Origin of the sequence: Streptomyces sp. PA03-3a, assembly GCF_033792735.1 — a bacterium.
In the GTDB taxonomy this organism is placed as follows: domain Bacteria; phylum Actinomycetota; class Actinomycetes; order Streptomycetales; family Streptomycetaceae; genus Actinacidiphila.
In genome coordinates this window covers 58,528-71,710 of the sequence record NZ_JARAVM010000009.1, presented here as the reverse complement: position 1 = coordinate 71,710, position 13,183 = coordinate 58,528, and the positions used below count along the sequence as shown (strand labels likewise).

Here is a 13,183-nt window from a genome sequence, read left to right as displayed (position 1 = left end):
GTTGTGCCTGCCCACGGCGCGCGGCGCCGCTCGCCGAAGCGGACGCCGAGGTCACGGCCCGGCCGAGCACGCGCACGCCTCAGCGCGTACCGCGCAGCCGTTCCATGTCCCGCCGCTCGCGCTTGGTCGGCCGGCCCGCGCCGCGGTCGCGGAGGACGGGCGCCGGCATCTGCTCGGGGGTGGGCGGCGGAGGGCTGTTGTCGACGAAGCACTCCGCCGCGACGGGGGCGCCGACCCGCTTCCGCACCAGACGTGTGACGACGACGATCCGCTCGTGCCCCACGCCGCGCAGGCGCACCTCGTCACCGGGGCGGACCGCGTGCGCGGGCTTGACGCGCTCGCCGTTGACCCGCACGTGCCCGGCACGGCACGCGGTGGCGGCCATGGAGCGCGTCTTCGTGAGCCGTACGGACCAGATCCAGGCGTCGACCCGCACAGGGCCCTCGTCGTCAGCCATGTCACGACCCTAGCGCGCCCGGTTCCCGGAACGCGGCGTCCGGTATGCGCTCTTGACGGGAGGCCCCGCGAGCCACAGGATGCGCGCAGGCATGCACACGTCAAAAGTGCCGACGTACCGCCCGCACAGTCCCGCGCAACTCCATCCCCCACACACCGGAGTGACCTGTGCCCGCATTCAAGATCGTCGCGGCCGGCGCCGCCACCGCGCTCGCGGCGGCCCTGCTCACCGCCTCCGCGACACCCGCGTCCGCGCGGCCCACCACCCTCGCCGCCGCCCCCGACATCCCGGTGGCGAACGTCAAGGCGCACCTGAGCCAGTTGCAGTCGATCGCCACCGCCAACGGCGGCAACCGGGCCCACGGCAGAGCCGGCTACCGGGCCTCGATCGACTACGTGAAGGCCAAGCTCGACGCCGCCGGTTACACCACCGTGCTCCAGCAGTTCACCTCGAGCGGCGCCACCGGCTGGAACCTGGTCGCCGACTGGCCCGGCGGCGACACCAACCACGTGATCATGGCCGGGGCGCACCTCGACTCGGTCACCGCGGGGCCCGGCATCAACGACAACGGCTCCGGCTCCGCCGCGGTCCTGGAGACCGCCCTGGCCGTCGCGCGCGAGAACCTGCAGCCCACGAAGCACCTGCGGTTCGGCTGGTGGGGCGCCGAGGAACTCGGCATGGTCGGCTCCCGGGCGTACGTCAACGGCCTGGCCTCCACCGAGCGCGCCAAGATCGACGGCTACCTGAACTTCGACATGATCGGCTCGCCGAACCCGGGCTACTTCGTCTACGACGACAACGCCGCCCTCGAGAAGGTCTTCAAGGACTGGTACGCCGCCAAGGGCATCGCGACCGAGATCGAGACCGAGGGCGACGGCCGCTCCGACCACGCGCCCTTCAAGAGCGCGGGCATCCCGGTCGGCGGGCTGTTCTCCGGCGCGGACTACACCAAGACCTCGGCGCAGGCGCAGAAGTGGGGCGGCACGGCCGGACAGGCCTTCGACCGCTGCTACCACTCGTCCTGCGACACGACGTCGAACATCAACGACACCGCGCTCGACAACAACAGCGACGCGATCGCCAACGCGATCTGGACCCTGGGCACCGCCACCGCTCCCCCGCCCGGCACGGTCTTCGAGAACACCGCGGACGTCAGCGTCCCCGACAACGGCGCGGCCGTGACGTCCTCGATCACCGTCAGCGGGATCAGCGGCAACGCCCCCTCGGCCCTCGCCGTCGGCGTGGACATCCGGCACACCTGGCGCGGCGACCTCGTCGTGGACCTCGTCGCCCCGGACGGGAGCAGCTACCGGCTGAAGAACTCCAGCGGCAGCGACTCCGCGGACAACGTCATCGCCACGTACACGGTCAACGCGTCGAGCGAGGTCGCCAATGGCACGTGGAAGCTGCGCGTGCAGGACGTGGCCTCCCAGGACACCGGCTACATCAACAGCTGGAAGCTGACCTTCTAGCCGCCCGCGCCGGTGGCGGTCCCCGTTCCCGCACGGGGGCCGCCACCCGGACCGCGGCAGGCGCCGCCCCCGCGGGCGGCGACGGAACGTGACCCCGCCCTCGCCCTACGCGGCGGCGCGCGGGGCGCCCTCTGCGGGTACCCGGTCGCCGTCCTACGCTGAAGAGGGGCGCGGCGTGCGGTGCCGGACGTACCGTGCCGGGCCTCCCGCGAGAGGAGAAGCGCTGATGAGCAGTCATCACACCAATTCCCACGTCGACGTCCTCCTCACCGGCTGCGAGCGGCAGGACGCCGGAGCCGTGCTCGGCGCGTTGGAGGCCGCCTTCCCGACGCGTCCCGGCGAGTCGCTGACCGAGGCCGTGGAGCCCCGTCCCGGGTCCTCCCACCCGACCGTGTGGGCCGCCTCCGTCGACACCCGCAGCCACGGCCACGAACTCGGCCCCGTCCACCTCGACGGCTCCCTCACCGCGGACCTCTCCGGCGGACCCCGTCACGTACGCGAGGTCAAGAAGGTGCTCGGCGACTCCTTCCGCCTCGAGGAGCAGGGATCGGTCTCCGGCGACCAGGAGGTCGAGCTCCGGCTCCGCCTCACGGAACTCCCCGACAGCCGCTGAGCCGGACGGCGTCCCCGCGCCCGGGACGGCCCGCCTGGCGGGCCGTCCCGGGCACTGTCCCGGGTACCGCCAGGTCAGGCCACGAAGAGCCCCGCGCCCTCGCCCTCGGAACCGCCGCCGTCGCGGACGGTCTGCGCGGCCGCCGCCAGGCGCTCGACGGCGTCACGCGCGACGGGACCGCCGACGGTGAAGGGCAGCCGGATGTAGCCCTCGAACGCGCCGTCGACGCCGAACCGCGGACCGGAGGGGACGCGGACGCCGAGGCGCTCGCCCGCGACGGCGAGGCGTGAGCCGGAGACGTCGCCGGTTCGCACCCACATCGTCATGCCGCCGGACGGGACGGCGAACTCCCAGTCGGGCAGCCGCTCGCGCAGCGCCGCGACCAGGTCGTCGCGGTGGGCTCGGGCTCTTTCCCGCCGAGCGGCGACCGCCTCGTCCCACGCCCCGGTGCGCAGCAGCCAGGCCACGGCGAGCTGGTCCACGACGGGCGAGCCGAGGTCGAGGTAGGCACGGGCGCTGACGAGGCGGCGTACGACGTCGGGGGCGGCGCGGACCCAGCCGATGCGCAGGCCGGCCCAGATCGCCTTGCTCGCGGAGCCGACGGTGATGACGCTGCCGCCGCGGTCGAAGGCGGCCATCGGGCGCGGCGCGGACTCGTCCCCGTCGAGGGGGAGCTCGGCCATCGTCTCGTCGGCGACGAGTACGGTGCCGGCGGCGCGGGCGGCCTCGACGAGGGCGCGGCGCTGGTCGTCCGGGACGAGGGTGCCGGTGGGGTTGTGGAAGTCGGGCATGACGTAGGCCATGCGGGGCGCCGCGTCGCGCAGGACGCGCTTCCAGGCGTCGAGGTCCCAGCCGCCGAGGCCCTCGCGCATGGCGACGGGGACGAGCCGGGCGCCGTTCTCCCGCAGCAGCTCCAGGACGTTGGCGTAGCTCGGCGACTCGACGGCCACCCGCTCCCCGGGGGTGCCGAGCCGCCGCACGGCGGCCGCGATGGCGCCCATGGCGCCGGTGGTCACCATGATCTGCTCGGGGAGGGTGGGGATGCCGCGCGCGGTGTAGCGCGCCGCGATGGCCTCGCGCAGCACGGGCAGCCCGGCGGGGAAGTCGCCGTGGGTGGCCGAGTAGGACGGCAGGTCGCCCAGGGCGCCCTGGACCGCGCGGGTCAGCCACGGCTCGGGCGCGGGCAGCGCCGCGCAGCCGAGGTCGATGACGGTGCCGGCGGCGTCCGGCGGCAGCGGCTCCAGACCGCGGGTGGGCAGGGCGTGGCCGTCCGGGACGGCGGTCCACGTGCCGGCGCCGCGCCGCGACCGGGCGAAGCCCTCGGCGCGCAGCGCCTCGTAGGCGGCGGCGACGGTGGTGCGGCTGACGGCGAGGGCCAGCGCCAGTTCGCGTTCCGCGGGGAGCCGCGCCGCCACGGGCACGCGTCCCTCCAGGACCAGGACCCGGATGCCGTCGGCGAGCCCACGGTAGGCGGGGACGCGGCGGCCGGCGGCGCGCTGCGCCGGACGGGGCTCGAGCAGGCGCGCGAGATGAGTGACCCCTACCGTTGCGGTCCACTGCGACATGGTTACCGGTCCACCTTCCGCATATTGGCCATGGATTTCTCCCAGGACCATGCCACATAGTGTCCCGCATCCCGTCGTCACGGCCAGAGGGGGGCCTCGTGGAGGGCCAATCCAGAACAGCACGCCGCCTGTTGCACCTGTACGCGGGACTGGCCCTCTACGGGGCGAGCGCGGCCCTCCAGGTGCGCGCCGCGCTGGGCCTCGACCCGTGGGACGTCCTCCACCAGGGCATCTCACGGCACACCGGCGTCAGCATCGGCCTGGTCTCGGTGGGGGTGGGCGCGCTCGTCCTGCTGCTGTGGTGGCCGCTGCGCCAGCGGCCCGGGCTGGGCACGGTCTCCAACGTCTTCGTCGTCGGCCTGTCGATGGACGCGACGCTGGCCCTGCTGCCGCAGCCGGACGGTCTCGGCGTGCGGATCCCGCTGCTGGTGGCGGGCGTGCTGCTCAACGGCGTGGCGACCGGCCTCTACATCACCGCCCGGTACGGCCCGGGCCCCCGCGACGGCCTGATGACGGGCCTGCACCGCCGCACGGGCCGCTCCATCCGCCTGGTGCGCACGGCGATCGAGGTCACCGTGCTGGCGGTCGGCTTCGCCCTCGGCGGCAGCGTCGGCGTGGGGACGGTCGTCTACGCGGTCTCGATCGGGCCGCTGGCCCAGTTCTTCCTGCGCCTGTTCGAGCTGCCGCGGTCCGGGCCGCAGGACGACTCCGTGGTCGTCGCACGCGGAGGGCAGTCGGTGGCCGACACCGCGGAGGGGCGCGCCATACTGCCGGAGTGAGCGACATACGCCATCCGTACCTCGACAGCCCCGCCCCGATCGCCTTCGCCCACCGCGGCGGCACCGCGGACGGCCTGGAGAACACCGCCTGGGCCTTCCGGCGGGCCGTCGACCTCGGCTACCGCTACCTGGAGACCGACGTCCACCTGACCTCGGACGGCGTACTGGTGGCCTTCCACGACGCGTCCCTGGACCGGGTCACCGACGCCGGCGGGCGGATCGCGGACCTGCCGTTGAGCGAGGTGAGCCGGGCCCGCGTGGCCGGGCGGGAGCCGGTGCCGCTGTTCGAGGAACTGCTGGAGGAGTTCCCGGACGCCCGCTGGAACGTGGACACCAAGTCGGACGCCGCGGTCGAGCCCCTGGTGGAGGCGGTGCGCCGGGCCGGCGCGTGGGACCGGGTGTGCGTGGGCTCGTTCTCCGAGGCCCGGCTGGTCCGCGCCCGGGCACTGGGTGGATCGCGGCTCGCCAGTTCCCTGGGCACCAGGGGCGTGGCGGACCTGCGCCTGCTCTCCCGCGGCGGCCGTACCGCCGAACGGCTGCTCCTCGCCGCGGCGCGGCGGCGCGGCGCGGTGTGCGTCCAGGTGCCCGAGCGGGCGTACGGCGTCCGGGTCGTAGACCCCGCGTTCATCGCGGCGGCGCACCGGCTGGGCCTGCAGGTGCACGTGTGGACGATCAACGACGAGGCCCGGATGCGCGCCCTGCTGGACCTCGGCGTGGACGGGATCATGACCGACCGGCTGGAGGCCCTGCGCGCGGTGTTCACCGAACGCGGGGTCTGGGCCTGACGGCCGGTACCGACCGGCCGCCGGCGCCCGTCAGATCTTGGCCTGCTTCGTCTTGGACATGCGGGCGAAGACCACGACGTTGCCCGAGTATCCCGAGTCCTTGGTGTAGGTGCCGCCGCAGGTGATCACGCGCAGCTCGGGGTCCTTGGTGTCCTTGTAGATGCGCTTGGCGGGGAACTCGGCCTTGGTGAACACCTCGATGCCGTAGATGGTGAAGATCGCCGTGGTGCCGTCGTCCCGGACGACATCGATGGTCGAGCCCTTCTTCAGCGCCCCGAGACTGTAGAAGACCGCGGGGCCGCTCTCGTTGTCGACGTGCCCCACGATCACGGAGGAGCCCCGGGCCCCCGGGCTGACCGAGTCCTTGAACCAGGCGGCCTCCCCCGCCTTCTCGAGCGGCGGCGCCGCGATCACGCCGCGGCTGTCCAGCCCCACGTTCATGATCGGCGCGTCGATGCTCACACCGGGGATGCGGATGCGCGTCGGCTGGGCCGGGGGGAGCGGCGGCGGCGCCTTGATCGCGGCCGCGTCGGAAAGGGCCGCGGAGGCGGCGGAGGGCTGGGGCGGACCGTCCATGCCGGTGAAGCCCTGGAAGGTCAGCACCACTCCGGCGACGAGGACCGAGCACACGAGCACCCCGACCGCGCCGCGACCGCGCCGGGTGAGCTTCAGCTGCCGGGGACGGCCGCCCCCGGGGCGCGCGGCGGAGCCACCGGCCGGACGGGCGGGACGGCGCATCGGCCGGCGGCGGGGCGACGCAGCCGGCCCGGAGCGGGCCGGGGGCTTCGCGGGGACGGAGACCGGCGGCTTCCCGGGCGCCGGTGCCGGGGGCTTCGCACCGGCCGGTGCGGGCGGTTTTCCGCCGGCCGGCGCCGGAGGCTTCCCGCCGGCCGGCACGGGCGGCTTCGCCGCGCCCTTCGACAGGCGCGGAGCCTTCGCGGCCGGTTCGCCCTTCGGCTTCCGCTTCTTCTTCCTGGGCGGCTGCCCCGCCTGCGCGGCGGCCGGGTCCGCGGGCCGGGCCCGGGCCGGGGGCTGCGGCGCGCGGTCAGGCCGGCCGTGCGCGCCGGGCGCGTCAGCGGTGGGCTCGGGCACGAACGGCTGGCCGAACCAGGGGTCGGGCTGCCCGTACCAGGCGTCGGGCTGTCCGTACCAGGGCACGGGGGTGGTGTGATCCCCGGAGTTTCGCAGCATCGCAGTCCTTCGGCTCCGACCGGTCAGTCATGAGTGACAGCCCGTCATAAATGATGGTAAACCGAAGTATGCGTCAAACGCGGATGGATCAGCGCGAACCGGGCAATGTGCGTCCCACTCGATCGGGTGGCGTCGCTGCGGCAGCGGGGGCAACCGGCGCTGCGCCGCCGGAAGCAGCGCCGATGATGCCGGCCGTGTCCTGATGGGCGCTCAACACCCGTGCGCCGTCGGCCCCGAAGCCCCGCACGCGCTGGCCGCGCCCACGGTCGTCGTGTACCGCGCGCGCACCACGACTGCCGGGCACCGCCCGTCGAGCGGGCTGCCGTACGCATGGCCGAAGCCCGGCCGGGGACCTTCCGGCGCCCGGGGAGGGCCGCCGGTTCCGGGGTGCCGTGAACGACGCGCCGGGACGGTGGCGGTGAGCGGGCGTGAGAGCACGTTCCGCGAGGCGCTGTTGCGGCGCGCACTCGCCACTCGGTCGCCCCGTAGGGGCGGTCCGTCAGGCGGTCGCATTTTCCGGCCGGCGCGGGCCGCGCATTTGACGTGCCGTTGCCTGATGACCCGTCGCCTGACGACACATCCGTCGCCGCGGGCCCGTGAGATTTCCGGGTCACCCGTTTGACGAGCTCTTCACATTTTTCTGACGCCGCCACGGGTATGGCTCCTCACCTGCGACAACGCTGTTCCGGCCAGAATGCTGATGCCCCGTCCGGGGGAAGGCCTGTGCCGATTCCGAGGTGCGTGAAGATCCCCGCCCTCGTGCCATGGATCTCAAGGACGCGGTCGCAGTACGTGTCGCGGTGATCTCCGATCCCGCCTGCCCCGTCCGCAAGGAGGTTCCCCCCATGCGTGGTTCACGCATTCTCGCAGCGGCGGCGATGACGGCCGCCGCCGTGATCTACCCGGCATCCATGGCATCCGCCTTCCCAGGCGACCAGCTCGTCATCTCGCCGCTCGCCGTCAAGACCGGCGAGACGGTGACCGTCTCCACCAACGGCAACCCCTGCGCCGTCGGCCAGACCGCCAACGGCGTCAGCGACGCCGACGGAAGTTTCGTGCTGACGACCACCGACACCAACCCGAACGCCAACTCCACGCGAACGGGCCAGTTCAAGGTTTCCGACTGGGCGACTCCCGGCATCCACACCGTCACGGTGACCTGCGCCACGGGTCAGACCTACACCGGCCGGTTCGAGGTCACCGGCAGCGGGGCTTCGCCGAGCCCGAGCCCGGGCGACGGTCACGGCAACGGCGGCGGCCGCGGTGACGAACACGGCGGTTACGGCGGCGGCCACGGCGGTGGCGGCGGCGGCGGCCGGTAAGACCCCCCACCGGGAACCGGTCCACGACCGGCACCCGGCGCCGTCCGAACGTCCGGCCACTGGCAACCACAGGCCTGCGACCAGCGTTTCGGCGGCGCACCTCACGGAAGCGGAAGCCGCGCCCACGGGAGACCGGTGGGCGCGGCTTCCGCGCGTGACTTCCCGCGCGGCGCCCGACAGATCGAACAGGTCGCGAATCATCCCTTACGGAATATTTCCCGTGAAACATTCCGTAAGGGGCATATCGACACCTGCCCAGGTCACGGGACCCCGCCGCCCGGGTCGCGGCGGTCCGGCGGGTTCGGGGAGTCGCCATGCGCGGAGGAAGGACTGCCGCACCCGCCCGAGCGGGCCGCCCGTCCACGGCGACCGGCCGACGAGGCACTCCGGCGGGCGGCCGCCGCCGGCCCTGCTCAGCGCGGCCCGGGCCGGCGCAGCGGTCGCGTTCGCGGAAGGGTTCGCCCTGGCCGGCGTGAGCCGCTACGGGCAGCTCGCCGAGTGAACCCGCCGGCGACCTGAGGGGCCGGGTTCCTCGAAGGAGATTCGATGATCGTGTACGACAGGCTGTACATCGGTGGTGTCTGGACCGCCCCGGCGCATCCGGGACCGCGGGACATCCGCTCCCCGCACGACCGCTCCCTGCTCGGGCGCGCCGCGCAGGCCGCACCGGGCGACGCCGACGTCGCCGTTGCGACGGCGCGCGCGGCCTTCAACAGCGGGCCGTGGCCGCACATGGACCCCGAGGAGCGGCAGGAGGTGATCCGCCGGGTGAACGGGCTGCGCGAGGAACGCGCGGCGGAGGCCGCGGCGCGGGTGTCCGCCGCGACGGGGACGCCCCGCCGGTTCGCGGACGCGGAGCAGGCCTCCCTCACGCGGCGGGTCGACGCATGTCTGAAGGCCGCCGAGGAGCAGGGCTGGGAGGAGACCGTCCGTTCCCGCGACCCCTCCCCGGCGTTCGACACCATCGTGCGGCGCGAGGCCGTCGGCGTCGTCGCCGCGGTCATCCCCCTGCGGTGCCCGTTCTCGGCGGCCACGGCACGGCTGACGCCCGCCCTCCTGGCGGGCAACACCGTCATCCTGAAGGCCACTCCGGAGAACTCGCTGTCCATGGGGCTGCTGGCCGAGCTGTACGCCGAGGCCGGACTGCCCGACGGCGCGCTGAGCGTCCTGCCCGCCGACCGGGACACCGGCGAGTACCTGGTCGCGCACCCGGACGTGGACGCGATCGCCTTCACCGGCTCGACGCGGGCCGGGCGCCGCGTCGCCGCGCTCGCCGGCGAGCAGCTCAAGAGGGTCCGGCTGGAACTCGGGGGCAAGGCGGCCGCGATCCTGCTGGACGACGCCGACCTCGCGCGGACGGTGCGGGGGCTGTTCGCCTCACTGGGCGACAACGGCAGGATGTGCGCCGCACGGACCCGCGTCCTCGCCCCCCGCCGCCGGTACGAGGAGGTCGTCGCGGCGGTCGCGGAGGCCGTGGGATCCCTGAAGGTGGGCGACCCGGCCGATCCGGACACCTCGATCGGGCCGATGGCCGGCGGTGAGCGGCGGGAACGCCTGATGTCGTACATCGACCTCGGCAGAGAGGAGGGCGCCCGCCTGGTGACGGGCGGTTCCCGGGTCCCCGCCGGCCTGGAGCAGGGCTACTACGTGACCCCGACGGTCCTCGCGGACGTCGACCACCGCATGCGCATCGCCCAGGACGAGATCTCCGGCCCGGTCCTCACGGTCATCGCCCACGACGGGGACGACGACGCCGTGCGACTGGCCAACAACTCCGAGTACCGCATGTCCGGCGGCGTCTGGTCGGCCGACCCCGAACACGCCGTCGCCGTCGCGCGCCGGCTGCGCACGGGCGCCGTGGCCGTCAACGGGACCGCGACGGGCCTGGAGGGGACGGCCGGGCTCGACGGGTACGTCGTCCACCACACGATCACCCGGCCCCGCTGAGCGCGCCCCTATTTCCGACCTCCGGTGTCCTCCGGCCGCGGAAGGGGCCTGGAACCGCGCCGATTCCACCCCACCGGTCCCCCCGGCACCGCACCGGGGCAGAGGCGGAGTGAGTAGCCGTACTCATGCCCGGGCCCCGACCGGACGGGACGATGAAGGCAACGAAAGCTCGGCTGAGGGGGGTTGGAGGCGGGCATGGGGAGATTCCTGGGCGCGGCGCTGGCGTTGGCCGTGACGGCGGGTGCGCTGGCGCTGGTCTACGCGGTGGGTGCGCCGCTGCCGGTGGTCCTGGGTACGGGAGCCGGGGTGCTGTGCCTGCTGTGGCTGCTCGTCCTGCTCACGGTGCCGTGGAACGTCTACTTCCGGGCGCGGTCGGTGCTGGCCGAGATCGCCGTGAGCCGGGAGAAGGGACTGACGGTCCCTCAGGCACGGGACGCCGAGGCCGCGCGGATCGCCCGGACGATGCTGCGGGTCGCCCTGGCGGGTCATCTGCTCACGGCGGCCGGGGTGGTGGCGGCAACGGTGGCGTCCGGCCGCGGCGCGGGGTACTGGATCGCCGGCTTCTTCCTCCTGAGCACGGTGTTCCGTCCGGCGGGCGCGTGGTTCGGACAGCTGCGGAGACGGCTGGGCACCCTGCTGAAGGACGTCACCCATCCGCGGGACGACGTCCTGGCGCTGAAGCAGCGCGTCGAGCGCACGGACAACGGCGTCAAGGTCCTTGAGGGCAAGGCCGAGGAGCAGTACCGGGCCCTGGCCGAACTGCGGCGGACGATCGACGCGCTGGGTGTCTCGGTGTACGAGCGGGCCGAGGACGCCGACCGCCGGATCACCGCGCTGGCGCGGGAGTTCGAGGCCACGATCGACCGGCTCACGGACAACGAGGAGATCATCACGGGCCTCAAGGCCTTCCTCCGGCTGCTGCGCGCGGGGGACGTCGCCCCCGGCCGGACCGCGGCCGACGCCTGACCCGAAAGCTCCCGGTACGACCCGGGCCGGGCCTACGCGGACGGCTCGGCCGGGCCCGCCGCCACGGAGCTGAAGCCCGTCAGCTTCGCCGGGTTGAGCACCCACATCAGCTGGTCGATGCCCCGCTCGGAGGCGGTGATGCTCAGCAGGGCCATCGGCGTGCCGGCGTGGATGACGAGTGCCGCGGTCTGCCCGTTCGCCTCGACCCACACCACGTCCGTGTCGAGCCAGAAGCGCGGGGCGAAGGCGGTGATGAACCGCGCCACCTTGGCACTGCCGAACACCGGGACCTTGGCGGCGTTGCGCACGGCGCCGCCACCGTCGCCGTAGTTCACCACGTCCGTGGCGAGCAGCTTCTCCAGGCCGGCCATGTCGCCCGCCCGGGCGGCCGCCACGAACGCCTCGAGGAGCCGGCGGTGCTCCGCCGTGCCCACCTGCTCGCGCCGCCCGGCGGCGATGTGCTTGCGGGCGCGGCTGACCAGTTGACGGGAGTTGGCCTCGCTCAGGTCGAGTACGCCGGCGATCTCGCGGTACGGGTAGTCGAACGCCTCGCGCAGCACGTACGCAGCCCGCTCGGTGGGCGTCAGCCGCTCCAGCAGGAGCAGCACCGCGATCTCCACCGCCTCGCCGCGTTCGGCGCCCAGCGCGGGGTCGGAGCGGGTGTCGACCGGTTCGGGGAGCCAGGGCCCGACATAGCCTTCGCGCCGGACGCGGGCGGACTGGGTGACGTTGATGGCCAGCCGGGTCGTCGCGGTGGTCAGGAAAGCGGTCGGGTTCTCCACCGCGTCGCGGTCCGTTGCCTGCCATTTGAGCCAGACGTCCTGGACGACGTCCTCGGCCTCCGCGGCGCTGCCGAGCATCCGGTACGCGATGCCGAACAATCGGGGGCGCAGGGCCGTGAACACCGCCGCGGCCTCGTCGAGCGAACCGTCGCGCTCCGCGTCCCCTGGCTGCATCGTCGCGTTTTCCTCCACCGTCACATCTGCCCTGCCAGCCGTTCCAGCCTACACAGAGGGCGATTTCCTCCGGGCCGGGGGGCACGCCGTCCCCGGGCCCGGTCCCGCGTGATTCCGGGGTTGCCATCGCCGTACGGGTCGCCGGGCGGATGTTCCCGCCGGGTTGGGGAATTGCGGCCGCATTCCGGTCCGATTCCCGCCCCATTCCGCTCCGGCCCCCCGAACACACGACCCCCAATGGTCGACCGGGCGGCCGCTCGGTTTGTGACAGCGAAATCAGCGCGCGATCCCCGCCCGTTCCGCGCGGCGTGCGCACGGATCTTCACGGAATTTCGCACACGCGTTCCAAAAGCGTCCTGGAGCAGGGTAACGTTACGTATCGCAGCGAGATCCGCACAGGGAGGGACGGGGCATGGAGCCCACCACTACGACAGTGCGCCGTGGGCGCCCGCAGGGCTCGGACAATCCCGGCCCGGACGGGCTGACCAACCGTCAGACCCGCATCGTCGAGGCGATCCTGAGCTCGGTGGAGAACCGCGGATTCCCGCCCTCGATGCGCGAGATCGGTGAGGCCGTGGGCCTGGCCAGCACCTCCTCGGTCGCGCACCAACTGGCGGTGCTGCAGCGCAAGGGCGTCATCGAACAGGATCCGCACCGCCCGCGCGCCTACCGCGTGCGGTGCTCCTGGCCCTCGCAGCACGACGCCGAGCCGGGCGCGCAGCCCGTCAGCGCCTCGCCGTCCGCGCGGGTGCCGGTGATCGGCCGCATCGCGGCCGGTACGCCGATCCTCGCCGAGGAGCAGGTCGACGAGGTCTTCGTGCTCCCCCGGCAGATCGTCGGCGCCGGCGAGCTGTTCGCCCTCAAGGTGGTCGGCGACTCCATGACGGGTGTCGCGATCTGCGACGGCGACTGGGTCACGGTGCGCAGTCAGGACGCGGCCGACCACGGCGACATCGTGGCCGCGATGATCGACGGCGAGGCCACCGTCAAGCGGCTCAAGCACGAGGGCGACCGGGTCTGGCTCATGCCGCACAACCCGGCCTACGACCCGATCCCCGGCGAGGAGGCGGTCATCCTGGGCAAGGTGGTCGCCGTGCTGCGGCGCCTCTGAGCGCGGGCACGAAGGCCCC

12 protein-coding genes are annotated in these 13,183 nt (G+C 73.7%); 8 read left to right on the top strand and 4 right to left on the bottom strand.

What is annotated here, in order from left to right:
• Nucleotides 1-79: 79 nt before the first annotated feature.
• Nucleotides 80-457 carry an RNA-binding S4 domain-containing protein gene (locus PV342_RS13320; RefSeq protein WP_026251618.1) on the bottom strand — a complete coding sequence of 126 codons (378 nt, stop codon included), beginning with the start codon at nucleotides 455-457 and terminating at the stop codon, nucleotides 80-82.
• 167 nt (nucleotides 458-624) lie between these two features.
• On the opposite strand from PV342_RS13320, the gene PV342_RS13315 reads away from it, so the two are divergent.
• Nucleotides 625-1,929, top strand: coding sequence for a M28 family metallopeptidase (locus tag PV342_RS13315; protein WP_400798202.1), 1,305 nt, complete (start codon nucleotides 625-627; stop codon nucleotides 1,927-1,929).
• A gap of 226 nt (nucleotides 1,930-2,155) precedes the next feature.
• Nucleotides 2,156-2,542, top strand: a complete 387-nt coding sequence (locus tag PV342_RS13310) for a hypothetical protein (protein WP_018562434.1) — start codon at nucleotides 2,156-2,158, stop codon at nucleotides 2,540-2,542.
• Nucleotides 2,543-2,616: 74 nt separating this feature from the next.
• On the opposite strand, the gene yczR is transcribed toward PV342_RS13310, so the two are convergent.
• Nucleotides 2,617-4,107: a MocR-like transcription factor YczR gene (gene yczR / locus PV342_RS13305; RefSeq protein ID WP_400798199.1), complete on the bottom strand. Its 1,491-nt coding sequence runs from the start codon at nucleotides 4,105-4,107 to the stop codon at nucleotides 2,617-2,619.
• Nucleotides 4,108-4,205: 98 nt separating this feature from the next.
• Between yczR and yczE the strand changes: the two genes are divergently transcribed.
• Both yczE and PV342_RS13295 read left to right on the top strand, forming a co-directional pair.
• On the top strand, nucleotides 4,206-4,886 hold the full coding sequence (gene yczE / locus PV342_RS13300) for a membrane protein YczE (RefSeq protein WP_400798196.1): 681 nt from the start codon (nucleotides 4,206-4,208) through the stop codon (nucleotides 4,884-4,886).
• Nucleotides 4,883-5,671: a glycerophosphodiester phosphodiesterase family protein gene (locus tag PV342_RS13295; protein WP_400798193.1), complete on the top strand. Its 789-nt coding sequence runs from the start codon at nucleotides 4,883-4,885 to the stop codon at nucleotides 5,669-5,671. The genes yczE and PV342_RS13295 overlap by 4 nt, the downstream gene beginning before the upstream one ends.
• A gap of 30 nt (nucleotides 5,672-5,701) precedes the next feature.
• On the opposite strand, the gene PV342_RS13290 is transcribed toward PV342_RS13295, so the two are convergent.
• Complete coding sequence (locus tag PV342_RS13290; RefSeq protein WP_500317338.1) at nucleotides 5,702-6,409, bottom strand: class F sortase; 708 nt, start codon at nucleotides 6,407-6,409, stop codon at nucleotides 5,702-5,704.
• A gap of 1,298 nt (nucleotides 6,410-7,707) precedes the next feature.
• Here PV342_RS13290 and PV342_RS13285 point away from each other — a divergent pair.
• The 3 genes from PV342_RS13285 (at nucleotide 7,708) to PV342_RS13275 (ending at nucleotide 11,097) form a co-directional block, all read left to right on the top strand.
• The gene (locus tag PV342_RS13285) at nucleotides 7,708-8,184 is read left to right on the top strand and encodes a hypothetical protein (protein WP_500317207.1); all 477 of its coding nucleotides are present in this window, start codon (nucleotides 7,708-7,710) and stop codon (nucleotides 8,182-8,184) included.
• 546 nt (nucleotides 8,185-8,730) lie between these two features.
• Complete coding sequence (locus tag PV342_RS13280) at nucleotides 8,731-10,131, top strand: aldehyde dehydrogenase family protein (RefSeq protein ID WP_500317205.1); 1,401 nt, start codon at nucleotides 8,731-8,733, stop codon at nucleotides 10,129-10,131.
• Nucleotides 10,132-10,326: 195 nt separating this feature from the next.
• Nucleotides 10,327-11,097 carry a hypothetical protein gene (locus tag PV342_RS13275; protein ID WP_400801288.1) on the top strand — a complete coding sequence of 257 codons (771 nt, stop codon included), beginning with the start codon at nucleotides 10,327-10,329 and terminating at the stop codon, nucleotides 11,095-11,097.
• 32 nt (nucleotides 11,098-11,129) lie between these two features.
• On the opposite strand, the gene PV342_RS13270 is transcribed toward PV342_RS13275, so the two are convergent.
• Complete coding sequence (locus PV342_RS13270) at nucleotides 11,130-12,053, bottom strand: RNA polymerase sigma-70 factor (RefSeq protein ID WP_018557895.1); 924 nt, start codon at nucleotides 12,051-12,053, stop codon at nucleotides 11,130-11,132.
• A 412-nt stretch (nucleotides 12,054-12,465) separates the two neighbouring features.
• Between PV342_RS13270 and lexA the strand changes: the two genes are divergently transcribed.
• The gene (gene lexA, locus PV342_RS13265; protein WP_078619785.1) at nucleotides 12,466-13,164 is read left to right on the top strand and encodes a transcriptional repressor LexA; all 699 of its coding nucleotides are present in this window, start codon (nucleotides 12,466-12,468) and stop codon (nucleotides 13,162-13,164) included.
• Nucleotides 13,165-13,183: the final 19 nt, after the last annotated feature.

Excerpts from the sequence above, each read along its gene's own strand:
- lexA (WP_078619785.1), top strand. The coding sequence starts at position 12,466 with ATGGAGCCCACCACTACGACAGTGCGCCGTGGGCGCCCGCAGGGCTCG.
- PV342_RS13270 (WP_018557895.1), bottom strand. The coding sequence starts at position 12,053 with ATGCAGCCAGGGGACGCGGAGCGCGACGGTTCGCTCGACGAGGCCGCG.
- yczR (WP_400798199.1), bottom strand. The coding sequence starts at position 4,107 with ATGTCGCAGTGGACCGCAACGGTAGGGGTCACTCATCTCGCGCGCCTG.
- PV342_RS13290 (WP_500317338.1), bottom strand. The coding sequence starts at position 6,409 with ATGCGCCGTCCCGCCCGTCCGGCCGGTGGCTCCGCCGCGCGCCCCGGG.
- PV342_RS13320 (WP_026251618.1), bottom strand. The coding sequence starts at position 457 with ATGGCTGACGACGAGGGCCCTGTGCGGGTCGACGCCTGGATCTGGTCC.
- PV342_RS13310 (WP_018562434.1), top strand. The coding sequence starts at position 2,156 with ATGAGCAGTCATCACACCAATTCCCACGTCGACGTCCTCCTCACCGGC.
- PV342_RS13285 (WP_500317207.1), top strand. The coding sequence starts at position 7,708 with ATGCGTGGTTCACGCATTCTCGCAGCGGCGGCGATGACGGCCGCCGCC.
- PV342_RS13280 (WP_500317205.1), top strand. The coding sequence starts at position 8,731 with ATGATCGTGTACGACAGGCTGTACATCGGTGGTGTCTGGACCGCCCCG.
- PV342_RS13275 (WP_400801288.1), top strand. The coding sequence starts at position 10,327 with ATGGGGAGATTCCTGGGCGCGGCGCTGGCGTTGGCCGTGACGGCGGGT.